Origin of the sequence: Duffyella gerundensis, assembly GCF_001517405.1 — a bacterium.
GTDB classification, from domain to species: Bacteria; Pseudomonadota; Gammaproteobacteria; order Enterobacterales; family Enterobacteriaceae; genus Duffyella; species Duffyella gerundensis.
The window spans coordinates 1,552,296-1,567,727 of record NZ_LN907827.1; the positions used below are offsets into that span (position 1 = coordinate 1,552,296).

The window sequence follows — 15,432 nt, forward strand, 5'->3', positions numbered from 1 at the left end:
TGCAGGTTATACGCAGCGTCTTAGCGTTACGCAGGCATAAAAAAAGCCCCGCCGAAGCGGGGCTTTTTAATGCGTTCAGTACGCTTACGGACGCGTCGCAGGTGCAGTCGCGTGATGCGTAGCGGAATGACCGCCAGCTGCGCCTTTGCCTTCGAAGTCGTAAGCTGGACGCTGCCAGTCGCTTTGAAGCACAGGCTCTGGCTGCCAGGCCGGTGCCGGTGCTTTGGTCATCGGCGCGGTAGCGTGGAGCTTGAAGCTGGTGGCCGCAACGGCGGTGTTAACCGGCTCATCGCGGGCCGGAACCGGCGCATGCGGCTCGGTCACTACCGGTGCTTCAGTGGCGGCGACAGGCGCAGCCAGCACTTCTTCAACCTGCTGCTCAACGCGTGGGGAAACATCAGCGGCACTCTGCTGAGCAACGTCGCTGGCGGTAGCCTGCGGCTGTTCAGCTGCTGATGCAACCGGCTGGGTTTCAGCCACCGGTGCTTCAGCGGCGGATGCGCTGTTCACATCAGCGGGCTCGGCCTGCGCGGCGATGGTCTGCGCGGTGGCTTCGTCAGCAGCGGAAATCACTGAAGGCTGCTCATTGACCGGTACATCGATAGCGGCGGTCTCTTCAGCTGCCACGACTGGTACAACGGTTTTAACCTGCGGCTCAGCCTGTTTTACCGGCTCAGCTTCTGCTGCTGCAACCGGTAAGGCGTCAGTAGCAGGTAGCGCAACGGCTGCGGCGGTCTCTTCTGCCTGGTAATCAGGCGTGCTGTGCTGCTCAACCTGCTGAGCTGGCTCATCCGCCTGCGCAACCGGATAGCTAATCCACACTTTTCCTGACGCCATTTCTGGTGAAGCGGCAGCCACGGTAACTGGCATTGGCGACTGACCAGGGTAACGCTCATCGCGATAGCGACGACGACGTTGACCACTGACACGCAGATGACGCGGTGAACGGCGTGAACGGCGTGGCATGTTCGTGCTTTCACGGTTGTCCTCGTCCTGCACGTCCTGCACGTCCTGCACGTCCGGCATTGGCATCGCCTGCTCAGCGTCAGATGCAGCTGACTCAGCGGCTGCAGTTGCAGCGGCCTCTGCTTCTGCGGCAAGCTCGGCGGCATTAAGCACGCGAACTTTCTGGCTCAGCTGACGTGGCTTACGACGCGTCATGACCTGAACCTGCTCTTCCTGCATCGCTTCGCTATCAACGATTTCAGGTTCGGCTTCGGCAACAACCGGCTGCTGTACTTTCTCCGCATCCTGCTGCAGGCGTTTTTCTTCCTGACGACGGCGCTGGCGCTCGGCACGCTGTTCACGACGCTGCTGCTGTTGCTCTTCACGCTGCTTACGCGCTTCCTCGCTCAGCGGTGCTGACGGCGTTTCATCACGGGCTTCGACCTGCGCTGGCTGTTGACGACGGCCATTACGGCGGTCATCACGGGCTTCACGTGGCTCACGCGCTTCGCGAGGTTCACGCGGCTCGCGTGCTTCGCGCGGTTCACGGCCTTCACGAGTCTGTTCGCCGTTGCGATCGCGCTGCATGCGCTCATTGCGGTCGCCGCGGTCGCCTCGGTCGCTGCGGTCGCTGCGGTCATTACGATCGCGACGTGGATTACGACGATTGTTGTTGCGGCGTTCGGTATTGCGCTGCGGCTCGCTGCTTTCTGTTGTTGAGGCGGTAGCCACTTCTTCAGCCGCTGGCTGCTCAGCAGGTTTCGCGCTCTCTTCACTACCAAACAGCTTTTTCAGGCCGCCCATCAGGCGACTCATAAAGCCACCCTGATGTGTGCTGGCAGGTGCAGCCGCTTTTTGTGGCTCAGCAACCACAACCGCTGGCGCCGGGGCTTCAGTGGCCGCAGGCGCTTCAACCGGCGCAGGCGGTGCATCAGACATCACAAACGCGGCCAGAGCCGGTTGCTCCGGACGACGACGCTCAGCGTGCTCTTCATCTGACGGCATCGCCATTTCGGCTTCATGCAGCTTCGGCAGGTGATAGCTAAGGGTTTGTGTCTCTTCGCCTTTACGCACGCGCAGTACAGAATAGTGCGGGGTTTGCATCTGGTCGTTTGGCACGATAATCGCGCGCACGCCGCCCTGACGCTTCTCAATGGCGCTCACTGCGTCACGCTTTTCATTCAGCAGGTAAGAGGCAACCTGAACCGGGACAATAGCGTGAACTTCTTTGGTGTTCTCTTTCAGCGCTTCTTCTTCAATCAGGCGCAGAATCGAGAGCGACAGCGATTCGTTGTCACGGATGGTGCCGGTGCCGCTACAGCGTGGGCAAACATGGTGACTGGATTCGCCCAGCGACGGGCTGAGACGTTGACGTGACATCTCCAGCAGGCCGAAACGCGAGATGTGACCAATCTGAATACGGGCACGATCCTGGCGAACCGCTTCACGCAGGCGATTTTCCACCGCGCGTTGATGGCGAACCGGCGTCATGTCGATGTAGTCGATTACGATCAGGCCGCCAAGGTCACGCAAACGCAGCTGGCGAGCAATTTCGTCGGCTGCTTCCAGGTTGGTATTAAAGGCGGTCTCTTCGATATCGCCGCCGCGGGTAGCACGCGCGGAGTTGATGTCGATAGCGGTTAACGCTTCGGTGGTGTCGATAACGATTGAGCCACCTGATGGCAGGCGCACTTCACGCTGGAAGGCGGACTCAATCTGCGACTCAATTTGATAGTGGCTGAACAGCGGGATTTCACCGGTGTAGAGTTTGATTTTGCTGCTGAAATCGGGACGACCCAGCGCGGCGATATGCTGGCGAGCCAGTTCGAGCACTTTCGGGTTATCGATCAGGATTTCGCCGATGTCCTGGCGCAGATAATCACGGAAGGCACGAACAATCACGTTGCTTTCCTGATGGATCAGGAAGGGCGCTGGACGGCTCTCGGCCGCTTTTTTAATCGCTTCCCAGTGTTTCATACGGAAGCTGAGGTCCCACTGCAGCGCTTCGGCTGATTTGCCGACGCCAGCGGTGCGCACGATCAAACCCATGCCTTCAGGCAGTTCCAGTGCGGAGAGCGCTTCTTTCAGTTCGGTGCGATCGTCACCTTCGATACGGCGTGAAATACCGCCAGCACGAGGATTATTAGGCATCAGAACCAGATAACTGCCCGCCAGGCTGATAAAGGTGGTTAAGGCCGCGCCTTTATTACCACGTTCTTCTTTATCGATCTGAACAATAACTTCCTGACCTTCACGCAGCACGTCTTTGATATTTGGACGGCCATGGGCGTTGTAGTTAGCAGGGAAGTAATCGCGGGAAATCTCTTTTAAAGGCAGGAAGCCGTGACGCTCAGCGCCGTAATCAACAAACGCGGCTTCAAGGCTGGGTTCAATGCGGGTGATTTTACCTTTGTAGATGTTGGCTTTTTTCTGTTCGTGCCCTGGGCTTTCGATATCCAGATCGTAGAGACGTTGTCCATCAACCAGTGCGACCCGCAACTCTTCCTGCTGAGTTGCGTTAATTAACATTCTTTTCATCGTAACTTACTCGTTATTCTTACATGAGTGACAAAGCTACGGGCATGGTAACGCTGGACGAGAGTAAACCGGTGGCCCCGTGTCTCATTGCAAGGCCGTCAACCTCACGGTTGTCGCCAGCTCCAGGGGCGCAAAATCGGCAGCCTGCTTTTTAAGTTAAAAAAACAGCGCTTCTGAGGGAAAGGCTACTGAACTGCACCAGAAAAAGCATATCCCGTCTAATCGTCCAGGCTGCAACCCGCAGCCCGCTAAGTGCCTGATTTAACATTACGTCTTACGCCATTGCTGCGTGTATGTTCAATCCGGCTAAATTATTATTTCGCTATTATCTTCGCTCTTAATTGCGAGCGAAAAGCATTAGCATTATTCCATTGCTAACCTTGTTATAGCAAGGTGACTTTTATCGGTATGTGAAGTTTATTGCTGCTTAATGCACTTATTTTGCAGGGCTTTCCCGCAAACCGCATAAAATCCGGGCTGTTATCAGGCGTGAGGCCAACCAGGAAAAAGCTCAAGCCAGAAAAAGAGGTGGCGCTCTGCACGGTCCCTATTTAGAATCGCCGCCATGAAAACGAATCCTCCCGCGGTACAAATCGTTGCCATTTCTGCTGATGAAGCAGGGCAGCGTATTGATAACTTTTTGCGCACTCAGTTAAAAGGTGTGCCCAAAAGCATGATTTATCGCATTTTGCGTAAAGGCGAAGTGCGGGTGAATAAAAAACGCATCAAACCTGAATATAAGCTGGTGGCGGGCGACGAAATTCGCATTCCGCCGGTTCGGGTTGCCGAACGTGATGAGCAGACCGTTTCGCCGAAGCTGGCAAAAGTGGCCTCGCTGGCTGACGCTATCCTTTATGAGGATGACTGGATTCTGGTGATGAACAAGCCTTCCGGCACCGCGGTGCATGGTGGCAGCGGATTGAGCTTTGGTGTCATTGAAGGCTTGCGTGCGCTGCGTCCTGAAGCGCGTTTCCTTGAGCTGGTGCATCGCCTTGATCGCGACACTTCTGGCGTGCTGCTGGTGGCAAAAAAACGCTCGGCGCTGCGTTCCCTGCATGAGCAGCTGCGTGAGAAGGGCATGCAGAAGGATTATCTGGCGCTGGTCCGCGGCAGCTGGCCGTCGCATTTGAAAGTGGTCCAAGCGCCGCTGCTGAAAAATATTTTACAAAGCGGCGAACGGGTGGTGCGGGTGAACAGCGAAGGTAAGCCTTCAGAAACACGCTTCAAAGTGGAAGAGCGCTATGCGCATGCCACGCTGGTGAAAGCGAGTCCGGTTACCGGCAGAACGCATCAGATTCGTGTCCATACACTGCATGCCGGTCATCCCATCGCTTTTGATGACCGTTATGGTGAACAGGAGTTTGATCGCCAGCTGGCCACTACCGGTCTGAATCGGCTTTTTCTGCATGCCGCCGCGCTGACGTTTACCCATCCTAACAGTGGTGAAGTCATGCGTATGGAAGCGCCGCTCGATGAGCGCCTGAAGCAGTGCCTGAAAGTATTACGCCAGCAGGCACAGTAATGAGCAGGGGCTGCGGCCCCGCTTAATCGTTTAATAACGGATTAATGCCCACCTCACGCAGTAGTTCACCCAACGCAATCAGCGGCAGTCCAATCAGCGTATTCGGGTCACGCCCTTCAAGCTTTTCGAATAACGCAATGCCCAGACCTTCACATTTAAAACTACCTGCGCACTGCAACGGTTGCTCTTTACGGACGTAGCCAGCAATTTCTGCCGCTGACAACGCGCGAAAATGCACGGTAAAGGGTTCACAGATGACCTTATAGCGGTGCGTAGCAGCATGGCTGATGGCCAGGCCAGTATAAAAGGTGATCGCCTGCCCGCTGGAATCAGCCAGCTGCTGACGCGCACGCGCCTCGCTATGCGGTTTACCGATGATGCGGCCATTGATCACACAAACCTGATCGGAACCGATGATCCAGTGATCGGGATAGGTCGCCGCCAGTGCCTGCGATTTGGCCAACGCCAGACGCTGCACCAGCGCAGCCGCGGTTTCGTCGGGGAAGGGCGTTTCATCCACCTCGGGCGCAGCACATATAAAAGGCAGCTCGAGTTTGGCTAATAGCGCCTTGCGAAATGGCGAAGTTGAAGCAAGTATTAATGGTGTCATCTTTTTTTCACGAATATATAGCGTATCGGGTAAAGGCATTTTAAACTGTGCGCCGCACCGGATGCGAATATTGGCTGAAAGATGCTGTTTAACGGCCTTTTTCTTTGACTCTCTAACGTTACAAAGTTAATATGCGCGCCCTATGCAAAAGGTAAAATTACCCCTGACACTTGATCCGGTTCGCACCGCTCAAAAACGCCTCGATTATCAAGGCATTTACACCTCTCAACAGGTGGAGCGTGTTGCCGACTCAGTTGTTAGTGTGGACAGTGATGTGGAATGTGACATGACATTCGCGGTGGACAATCAACGTCTGGCCGTTCTGAAAGGAACTGCTGATGTGGATGTCACGCTGTCTTGTCAGCGCTGCAATCAGCCTTTCGCACATCATGTTCACGTCTCGTATTGTTTCAGTCCTGTCGTCACCGACGAACAGGCAGAAGCACTGCCGGAAGCGTACGAACCGATTGAGGTCAACGAGTTTGGTGAAATCAATCTGTTGGCAACGGTTGAGGATGAAATTATTCTCGCCCTGCCGGTCGTTCCGGTTCATGATTCTGAACACTGTGAAGTGTCCGACGCGGACATGGTTTTTGGCAAACTGCCTGCAGAGGCGGAGAAACCAAATCCATTTGCCGTATTAGCCAGTTTAAAGCGTAAGTAATAGGAGTAAGGTCCATGGCCGTACAACAGAATAAACCAACCCGTTCAAAACGTGGCATGCGTCGTTCGCACGATGCTCTGACCACCGCCGCTCTTTCCGTAGACAAAGTTTCAGGCGAAACTCATCTGCGTCACCACATCACTGCGGATGGTTACTACCGCGGTCGCAAGGTTATCGCTAAGTAATACTTGCGGCTTCGCAAGGCGATACTTTGACACGTTTGACCCTGGCTATCGACGCCATGGGCGGGGACTTCGGTCCTTGCGTGACGGTGCCTGCTGCATTGCAGGCACTGGCCTCTCATTCGCAGCTGTATCTTCTTCTGGTCGGCAATCCCGACAACATCACGCCATTACTCGCTAAAGCTGATTCTGCCATTTTGGCGCGTCTGCGGGTTATTCCTGCCGAATCGGTTATCGCCAGTGATGCCAAACCTGCTCAGGCTGTACGTCAAAGCCGCGGCAGCTCTATGCGTATTGCGCTGGAGCTGGTGAAAGAGGGGCAGGCCGCCGCCTGCGTCAGCGCCGGAAATACCGGTGCGCTGATGGGGCTGGCAAAAATGATTTTAAAGCCGCTGGAAGGAATTGATCGTCCGGCGTTGATGTCAGTGCTTCCTCATCAACATCATGGCAAAACCGTTGTGCTCGATTTGGGCGCCAACGTCGGTTCTGACAGCGAAATGCTGATACAGTTTGCCGTGATGGGCGCAGTCATGGCCGAAGAAGTACTGGCCATTGCACAGCCGCGCGTGGCGCTGCTTAATATTGGCCAGGAAGAGACCAAAGGGCTGGAGAGCATTCGTGCCGCCGCTGAGGTACTCAAAACGGCACCCGGCATCAATTATGTCGGCTATCTGGAAGGCAACGATTTGCTGACCGGTAAATGTGACGTTCTGGTCTGTGATGGTTTCATCGGCAACGTCACGCTGAAAACCATGGAAGGCGTTGTGCGCATGTTTCTTTCGCTGCTGAAGTCGCGCGAAGGCGAAAAACGGGCGTGGTGGGCAAAATGGCTTGGGCGCTGGATTAAACGGCGTCTGATGGCGCGTTTTGGCCACCTTAACCCCGATCGGTATAATGGCGCTTGCCTGTTAGGATTGCGCGGGACGGTGATTAAAAGCCACGGCGCTGCGAATCAGCAGGCGTTCGCCGTTGCTATTGAACAGGCAGAGCAGGCGGTGCGTGGGCAGCTTCCGGACAGGATTGCCGCGCGCCTGAAAGCGGTATTAGTCAGGAGTGATTAAGCGTACATGTATACGAAAATAATCGGTACGGGCAGCTACTTGCCCGCTCAGGTGCGGACCAACGCCGATCTGGAAAAGATGGTTGAAACGTCCGATGAGTGGATCGTCACCCGCACCGGCATTCGCGAGCGTCGCGTTGCTGCACCTGATGAGAACGTGGCAACCATGGGCTTTGCCGCTGCTGAACGCGCACTGGAAATGGCCGGTATCGATAAAAAAGATATCGGTTTGATTGTGGTTGCTACCACATCATCCAGCCACGCTTTTCCAAGTTCAGCCTGCATGATCCAGCAACAGCTGGGCATTGAGGATTGCGCCGCTTTCGATTTGGCGGCCGCCTGTGCAGGTTTTACCTATGGATTAAGTGTTGCCGATCAGTTCATCAAAAATGGCGCGGTGAAATATGCACTGGTTATCGGTGCTGATGCGTTAACCCGCACGTTAGATCCTGAAGATCGCGGCACCATTATTCTGTTCGGTGACGGCGCGGGCGCGGTGGTATTAGGTGCCAGCGAAGAGCCAGGCATCATCTCTACGCATCTCCACGCTGATGGTCGCTACGGTGAGCTGCTGTCGCTGACCTATCAGGATCGTTCACAGCAGGATCAGCCTTCTTACCTGAAAATGTCGGGCAACGAAGTGTTCAAAGTTGCGGTAACGGAACTGGCGCACGTGGTTGATGAAACGTTGCAGGCCAACAACCTCGAACGCGAAGCGCTTGACTGGCTGGTACCGCATCAGGCTAACCTACGCATTATCAGCGCCACCGCACGTAAGCTCGGTATGGGCATGGATAAAGTCGTGGTGACGCTGGATCGTCATGGCAATACTTCTGCGGCCTCTGTGCCGGCAGCCTTCGATGAAGCGGTTCGCGATGGACGTATTCAGCGCGGACAGCTGGTGCTGCTGGAAGCCTTTGGTGGCGGTTTCACCTGGGGCTCAGCGCTGGTTCGTTTTTAATCAACAGGAACTGAAAATGACGCAATTTGCTATGGTATTTCCAGGTCAGGGTTCACAAACTCTGGGTATGCTGGCAGAACTGGCCGCGGAAAACCCGCTGATTGAGCAGACCTTCAAAGAGGCTTCCGCTGCCCTGGATTACGATTTGTGGCAGTTGGTTCAGCAAGGTCCAGCCGAAGAGTTGAATAAAACCTGGCAGACGCAGCCTGCGCTTCTCGCAGCCTCTGTTGCCCTTTTCCGTCTCTGGCAGGAGAAGGGCGGCAAGCAGCCGCTGATGATGGCCGGTCATAGCTTAGGTGAATACTCGGCGCTGGTATGTGCAGGTGTGATTGATTTTGCCGAAGCGGTGAAGTTAGTTGAGCTGCGCGGTAAACTGATGCAGGAAGCCGTGCCTGAAGGCACTGGCGCTATGCAGGCGATCATTGGATTGAACGATGACGCAGTCCGCCAGGCGTGTGAAGTCTCTGCGCAAGGCCAGGTTGTTTCGCCGGTGAACTTTAATTCACCGGGCCAGGTAGTCATTGCCGGGAATAAAGAAGCGGTTGAGCGCGCAGGTATTGCCTGTAAAGCCGCAGGTGCCAAGCGTGCACTGCCGCTGCCGGTCAGCGTGCCTTCGCACTGTGCCTTGATGAAACCTGCCGCCGATAAACTGGCGCAGGCGCTGGAAAACATCACCTTCAGCGCGCCACAGTTTCCGGTGGTGAATAACGTTGACGTGATTTGTGAAACATCGCCAGAGGCGATTCGCAGTGCACTGGTGCGTCAGCTTTATAGCCCGGTACGCTGGACCGAGTGCGTTGAATATATGGCAGCACAGGGCGTTTCATCGCTACTGGAAGTGGGCCCGGGCAAAGTGTTAACCGGTCTGACCAAACGCATTGTGGATGCCCTGACGGCTGCTGCTGTGAACGACCCAGCCAGTCTGTCAGCGGCGCTTGAGCAAGCATAAGAGGATAAACATGAGCTTCGAAGGAAAAATCGCGCTGGTTACCGGTGCAAGTCGCGGCATTGGCCGTGCAATTGCAGAAACACTGGTCGCCCGTGGCGCTAAAGTTATTGGCACCGCGACCAGCCAGAGCGGCGCAGATGCCATCAGCGCTTACCTGGGTTCGCAGGGCAAAGGCCTGATGCTGAACGTCACCGACAGCGCATCAATCGAAAGCGTACTGGAAAATGTTCGTGCTGAATTTGGCGAAGTGGACATTTTGGTCAATAATGCAGGCATCACACGTGATAATTTATTGATGCGTATGAAGGAAGATGAGTGGCAGGATATCCTGAACACCAATCTGACCTCTGTTTTCCGCCTGTCCAAGGCGGTGATGCGTGCAATGATGAAAAAACGTGTGGGCCGTATCATTACCATCGGTTCCGTTGTTGGAACCATGGGAAATGCTGGCCAGACAAACTACGCTGCAGCTAAAGCGGGTTTGATTGGTTTCAGTAAGTCGCTGGCGCGCGAAGTGGCGTCACGTGGCATTACCGTTAACGTCGTGGCACCGGGTTTCATTGAAACTGACATGACGTTAGCACTGACGGAAGATCAACGTGCCGGTATCCTGGCAGAAGTGCCAGCCGGTCGTCTCGGCGCGGCGCAAGAAATCGCCAACGCCGTTGCATTTTTAGCCTCTGATGAGGCCGCGTACATCACTGGTGAGACGCTGCACGTCAATGGCGGAATGTATATGGTCTGATAATTGCGAAAACTATTTGCGTTATTCACGGTAAAAGCCGCAAAATAGCGCAAAATCGTGGTTTGACCAGCCGGGATTTAGTTGCATCTTTTTCAACATTTTATACACTACGAAAACCATCGCGAAAGCGAGTTTTGATAGGAAATTTAATAGTATGAGCGACATCGAAGCACGCGTTAAGAAAATCATCAGCGAGCAGCTGGGCGTTAAGTCGGAAGAAGTTGTTAACACGGCCTCTTTTGTAGAAGATCTGGGCGCTGATTCTCTTGATACCGTTGAGCTGGTAATGGCTCTGGAAGAAGAGTTCGACACTGAGATTCCAGACGAAGAAGCAGAAAAAATCACTACCGTTCAATCTGCGATCGACTACATCAACTCGCATCAGGCCTGATCAAGGCTTACTGAACACCATCAGGCGGTCACTTTGACCGCCTGAATTTTATGTCCCTTCTGTTATCGTGTTAACTTTCCCTCCCTGGAGGACGAACGTGTCTAAGCGTCGTGTAGTTGTGACCGGTCTTGGCATGTTGTCTCCTGTCGGCAATACCGTAGAGTCTACCTGGAGTGCTCTCCTTGCCGGTCAGAGTGGCATCAGCCCAATCGACTATTTCGATACTAGTGCCTACGCAACGCGCTTTGCTGGCTTAGTAAAGAATTTTAATTGTGAAGATTTCATCTCGCGCAAAGATCAGCGCAAGATGGACGCCTTCATTCAGTATGGCGTGGTTGCCGGTATGCAGGCGATGCAGGATTCCGGTCTTGAAGTGACCGAGGAAAATGCAGACCGTATCGGCGCAGCAATCGGCTCGGGCATTGGCGGCCTCGGTTTGATCGAAGAGAACCATGCTTCTCTGGTCAACGGCGGCCCGCGCAAAATCAGTCCTTTCTTTGTGCCTTCAACCATTGTCAACATGGTGGCCGGTCATTTGACCATCATGTACGGACTGAGAGGTCCCAGCATCTCGATCGCGACGGCCTGTACGTCGGGCGTGCATAACATCGGTCACGCGGCACGCATTATCGCCTATGGCGATGCAGATGTGATGCTGGCGGGCGGCGCTGAGAAAGCCAGCACGCCTTTGGGCATGGGCGGCTTTGGTGCTGCACGCGCGCTTTCCACCCGCAACGACAATCCGCAAGCGGCCAGTCGTCCATGGGATAAAGATCGCGATGGTTTCGTGCTCGGTGATGGTGCCGGCATTTTAATGCTGGAAGAGTACGAGCACGCGAAAAAGCGCGGCGCAAAAATCTACGCAGAACTGGTCGGTTTTGGCATGAGCAGCGATGCATATCACATGACTTCACCGCCAGAAGATGGCGCCGGTGCGGCACTGGCTATGACAAACGCATTGAAAGATGCGCAGCTCAATGCTGAGCAGATTGGCTATGTCAACGCCCACGGCACCTCCACACCAGCCGGTGATAAAGCAGAAGCGCGCGCGGTCAAAACCGTGTTTGGCGCGGCTGCACAGACGGTCATGGTGAGTTCAACCAAATCGATGACCGGCCATCTGCTGGGTGCAGCGGGCGCGGTTGAGTCAATTTACTCGATCCTCGCCCTGCGCGACAAAGCGATTCCGCCAACCATCAACCTGGATAATCCAGATGAAGGCTGCGATCTCGATTTTGTTCCGCATACCGCGCGCCAGGTCAGCGATCTGGAATACACGCTGTGTAATTCGTTCGGTTTCGGCGGCACCAACGGCTCGCTGATTTTCCGCAGAGTGTAAAACGTTAACGCGTTATCAAGGCCCGCTTAGCGGGCCTTTTTCATATTATGACCAGCACTTTATTTTTCGGAATCACCTCATGACCTGGATAAATGGCAAACCGCAAGCCACACTGGCCGCCAACGATCGGGCAGTCCAGTTTGGTGACGGCAGTTTCTCTACCGCCCGGATCAAGGCGGGCAAGGTTCAGCTGCTTACGGCACATCTGCAGCGGCTACGTCTGGGCTGCGAACGGCTGCTGATTGAGGGATGTGACTGGGCGGCGCTGGAACAGGAGATGTGCACGCTGGCAGCGACGACGCAGGATGCGGTGCTGAAAGTCATTATCAGCCGCGGTGCTGGCGGTCGTGGTTACAGCCCGGCCGGTTGTCAGCAGCCGACGCGTATTCTGACGCTCTCCAACTTACCGGCGCATTACCTGCCGTTGCAGCAGCAGGGCGCCTGCCTCGTCACCAGCCCGGTTCAGCTGGCACGTAATCCACTGCTGGCGGGTATCAAACACCTTAACCGGCTGGAGCAGGTGTTGATTCGCGCACGGCTTGAGCAGACGGGCGCTGACGAAGCGCTGGTGCTTGACACCCAAGGTGTGGTGGTGGAATGCTGTGCGGCTAATTTATTCTGGCGAGAAGGCGAGCAGGTATTTACCCCCTCCATCGCGCATGCCGGCGTCGATGGAGTCATGCGTCAGCATCTGCTGTCGGTCATGGCGCAGATGTCGCTGGATTGTCAGATTGTGGAAGTGATGCCCGGGCGGTTGAAAGCCGCCGATGAGGTCTGGATCTGCAACGCCCTGATGCCGATTTTGCCGGTGCGACAGATAGACGATACACATTATGCATCACGCCAGTTTTATCATTTGCTTGCAGCTTGCTGTTATCAGGATCTTTTATGACCAGGAAAACGCGCGTCATCAGTGCGCTCATCGTGATTATCGCCGCCGCCGCGGCCTGGAGCTATTGGCAGATTACGTCGCTTGCCAACAGCCCGCTGACCCTTGCGCAGGAGAAAATCTACACGCTGCCTGCCGGGAGCGGCCGCGTCGTGCTGGAAGCACAGCTGGAAAGTCAGCACATCATTAAAAAAAGCATGTGGTTCGGTGCGTTGCTGAAGCTGGAACCCGAACTGGCTAATTTCAAGGCGGGTACCTATCGCCTGACGCCCGGAATGAACGTCCGTCAATTGTTGCAACTGTTGGCCAGCGGCAAAGAGGCGCAGTTTCCACTGCGGCTGGTAGAGGGCAATAAGCTCAGCGAGTGGCTGGCTCAGCTGCGCGCCGCACCCTATATCAAACACACATTAAGCGACGACGAAGCCAGCACACTGGCGGCCGCGCTGAAAACCGATCCCGATCGTCTTGAGGGCTGGTTTTATCCCGATACCTGGCTTTACACCGCTAACACTACCGACGTTGCGCTGCTGCAACGCGCGCATGCACGCATGACAAAAGTGGTGGATGATATCTGGCAGCATCGGGCGGATAACCTGCCTTACGATTCGCCGAACGCGCTGGTGACCATGGCGTCGATTATCGAGAAAGAGACCGCAGTGGCCGAAGAACGTAACAAAGTGGCTTCGGTATTTATTAATCGCCTGCGTATTGGCATGCGGCTGCAAACCGATCCCACGGTAATTTACGGTATGGGAAAAAGCTATGCCGGCACGCTGACGCGCAAGGATCTTGATACCGCTACCGCCTATAACACCTATGTGATCAACGGCCTGCCGCCGGGACCGATTGCCATGCCGAGCCAGGCCTCGCTGGAGGCGGCGGCGCACCCGCTGAAAACGAATTTTCTCTATTTTGTCGCCGACGGTAAGGGCGGGCATACCTTTACCACCAATCTTGCCGATCACAATCGTGCGGTGCAGGCCTGGCGTCTGACAATGAAGGATAAGAATGAAAAGTAACTTTATCGTAATTGAAGGACTGGAAGGCGCCGGGAAAACCACCGCGCGTGACTGCGTGGTGCGCGTGCTGAACCAGCATGGCATCAGTGATGTGGTCTTCACGCGCGAGCCGGGCGGCACGCCGCTGGCGGAGAAATTACGCGAGCTGGTAAAGCAGGGCATTGAAGGCGAGCAGGTGACCGATAAAGCCGAGCTACTGATGCTTTATGCGGCACGCGTGCAGCTGGTCGAGACGGTGATCAAACCGGCGCTGGCACGTGGCGCGTGGGTAATAGGCGATCGTCACGATCTCTCCTCGCAGGCGTATCAGGGCGGCGGACGCGGTCTGGATAATCAGCTGATGGCCAGCTTACGCGCTACGGTGCTGGGCGACTTTCAACCCGATCTGACGCTCTATCTCGACGTTACGCCAGAGATTGGCTTGACCCGTGCCCGTGCCCGCGGCGCACTGGATCGCATCGAGCAGGAATCACTGCAGTTCTTTGAACGCACGCGCCAGCGCTACCTTGAGCTGGCCGCTGACGATGCTCGCATCCGCACCATTGACGCCACGCAATCGCTGGAAAAGGTGACATTGTCACTTGAGCAGGCCGTTACGCGCTGGCTGGCTGAGCAATCTGCATGAGTTGGTATCCGTGGCTGAATCAGCCTTACCGGCAAATCGTCGCTCAACTGCAGGCGGGCCGCGGGCACCATGCGCTGTTGATCTCTGCGCTGCCGGGCATGGGGGATGAGGCGCTGGTCTGGGGCATCAGCCGCTGGTTAATGTGTCAGCGCCCTGATGGCCTGAAAAGCTGCGGTGAATGCCACGGCTGCCAGTTGATGATGGCCAGTACTCATCCTGACTGGTACCGGCTGGAAGCGGAAAAAGGCAAAAGCTCGCTGGGCATTGATGCAGTCAGAGCGGTAAATGAAAAGCTCTACAACTTTGCCCAGCAGGGCGGCGCTAAGATTGTCTGGTTGCCCGACGCGGCGCAGCTGACAGAGGCTGCCGCTAATGCCCTGTTGAAAACCCTGGAAGAGCCACCGGCTAAAACCTGGTTTTTTCTTAGCTGTCGCGAGCCATCGCGCCTGCTGGCTACCATTCGTAGCCGCTGCCTGAGCTGGCCGCTGTTACCCCCGGATGAAGCACAAAGCCAGGCATGGCTGGCCAGGCAGCAGGAGGTGGCACCGGAGGCCGCTCTGACGGCGCTGCGGCTCTCTGCCGGTGCGCCTGGTGCGGCACTGACCCTGCTGGAGGCGCGTAGCTGGCAGGCGCGTGACGGTCTGTGTGACGCGCTGTCTGACGCTATCCAGCACGACATCATGCGGCTACTGCCGCTGCTGAATCATGACGATCATGCCCAGCGGCTGGCGTGGTTAATCAGCCTGTTAGTGGATGCGCTGAAATGGCAGCAGGGCGCAGGTGAGTTTATCAGTAACTGCGATCGCCAGGCGCTGGTCGCTTCGCTGGCCGGACAAATGCCCGCCAGTGCGCTAACCGCCAGCCTGCAGGAATGGACGCGCTGCCGCGATCGGCTGCTACAGATTAACGCGGTCAATCGCGAACTGCTGCTGACTGAACAATTATTGAACTGGAGCCTGCGGCTGAAGCCCGCACGCACCGGCTAACCCAAAG

At 55.8% G+C, this 15,432-nt stretch carries 15 protein-coding genes; 13 read left to right on the top strand and 2 right to left on the bottom strand.

Translation table 11 applies throughout. The annotated features are described in order from the left end of the window. Positions 1-84: 84 nt before the first annotated feature. Positions 85-3,483, bottom strand: a complete 3,399-nt coding sequence (gene rne, locus EM595_RS07155) for a ribonuclease E (protein WP_067429608.1) — start codon at positions 3,481-3,483, stop codon at positions 85-87. Between the two features lie 565 nt (positions 3,484-4,048). On the opposite strand from rne, the gene rluC reads away from it, so the two are divergent. Then, the gene (gene rluC, locus EM595_RS07160) at positions 4,049-5,005 is read left to right on the top strand and encodes a 23S rRNA pseudouridine(955/2504/2580) synthase RluC (RefSeq protein ID WP_067429611.1); all 957 of its coding nucleotides are present in this window, start codon (positions 4,049-4,051) and stop codon (positions 5,003-5,005) included. A 22-nt stretch (positions 5,006-5,027) separates the two neighbouring features. Here rluC and EM595_RS07165 read toward each other — a convergent pair whose 3' ends face one another. Beyond that, positions 5,028-5,615, bottom strand: coding sequence for a Maf family protein (locus EM595_RS07165; protein WP_067435252.1), 588 nt, complete (start codon positions 5,613-5,615; stop codon positions 5,028-5,030). A 142-nt stretch (positions 5,616-5,757) separates the two neighbouring features. Here EM595_RS07165 and yceD point away from each other — a divergent pair, with 142 nt between their 5' ends. From yceD to holB, 12 genes are all read left to right on the top strand, one after another. Next, a complete protein-coding gene (yceD, locus tag EM595_RS07170; protein WP_067429614.1) occupies positions 5,758-6,279 on the top strand; it encodes a 23S rRNA accumulation protein YceD in 522 nt (173 codons plus the stop codon). A gap of 14 nt (positions 6,280-6,293) precedes the next feature. After that, positions 6,294-6,464 (top strand): 50S ribosomal protein L32, encoded by a 171-nt coding sequence (rpmF, locus tag EM595_RS07175; RefSeq protein ID WP_067429617.1) that lies wholly within the window; start codon positions 6,294-6,296, stop codon positions 6,462-6,464. Between the two features lie 26 nt (positions 6,465-6,490). Next, a complete protein-coding gene (gene plsX / locus EM595_RS07180; RefSeq protein WP_067429620.1) occupies positions 6,491-7,522 on the top strand; it encodes a phosphate acyltransferase PlsX in 1,032 nt (343 codons plus the stop codon). 6 nt (positions 7,523-7,528) lie between these two features. Continuing rightward, complete coding sequence (locus EM595_RS07185) at positions 7,529-8,482, top strand: beta-ketoacyl-ACP synthase III (protein ID WP_067429621.1); 954 nt, start codon at positions 7,529-7,531, stop codon at positions 8,480-8,482. Between the two features lie 16 nt (positions 8,483-8,498). After that, positions 8,499-9,431, top strand: coding sequence for an ACP S-malonyltransferase (gene fabD / locus EM595_RS07190; protein WP_067429624.1), 933 nt, complete (start codon positions 8,499-8,501; stop codon positions 9,429-9,431). Between the two features lie 10 nt (positions 9,432-9,441). Then, the gene (fabG, locus tag EM595_RS07195; protein WP_067429626.1) at positions 9,442-10,176 is read left to right on the top strand and encodes a 3-oxoacyl-ACP reductase FabG; all 735 of its coding nucleotides are present in this window, start codon (positions 9,442-9,444) and stop codon (positions 10,174-10,176) included. A gap of 154 nt (positions 10,177-10,330) precedes the next feature. Next, the gene (gene acpP, locus EM595_RS07200) at positions 10,331-10,567 is read left to right on the top strand and encodes an acyl carrier protein (protein WP_067429632.1); all 237 of its coding nucleotides are present in this window, start codon (positions 10,331-10,333) and stop codon (positions 10,565-10,567) included. Between the two features lie 97 nt (positions 10,568-10,664). Next, complete coding sequence (gene fabF, locus EM595_RS07205; protein WP_067429634.1) at positions 10,665-11,906, top strand: beta-ketoacyl-ACP synthase II; 1,242 nt, start codon at positions 10,665-10,667, stop codon at positions 11,904-11,906. Between the two features lie 79 nt (positions 11,907-11,985). Then, positions 11,986-12,798: an aminodeoxychorismate lyase gene (pabC, locus tag EM595_RS07210; protein ID WP_067429636.1), complete on the top strand. Its 813-nt coding sequence runs from the start codon at positions 11,986-11,988 to the stop codon at positions 12,796-12,798. Further along, positions 12,795-13,814: an endolytic transglycosylase MltG gene (gene mltG / locus EM595_RS07215; protein ID WP_067429639.1), complete on the top strand. Its 1,020-nt coding sequence runs from the start codon at positions 12,795-12,797 to the stop codon at positions 13,812-13,814. Before pabC ends, mltG begins: the two co-directional genes overlap by 4 nt. Next, positions 13,804-14,439, top strand: a complete 636-nt coding sequence (gene tmk, locus EM595_RS07220; RefSeq protein WP_067429641.1) for a dTMP kinase — start codon at positions 13,804-13,806, stop codon at positions 14,437-14,439. The genes mltG and tmk overlap by 11 nt, the downstream gene beginning before the upstream one ends. Beyond that, on the top strand, positions 14,436-15,425 hold the full coding sequence (gene holB / locus EM595_RS07225; protein ID WP_067429643.1) for a DNA polymerase III subunit delta': 990 nt from the start codon (positions 14,436-14,438) through the stop codon (positions 15,423-15,425). Before tmk ends, holB begins: the two co-directional genes overlap by 4 nt. The last annotated feature ends 7 nt before the right edge of the window (positions 15,426-15,432 follow it).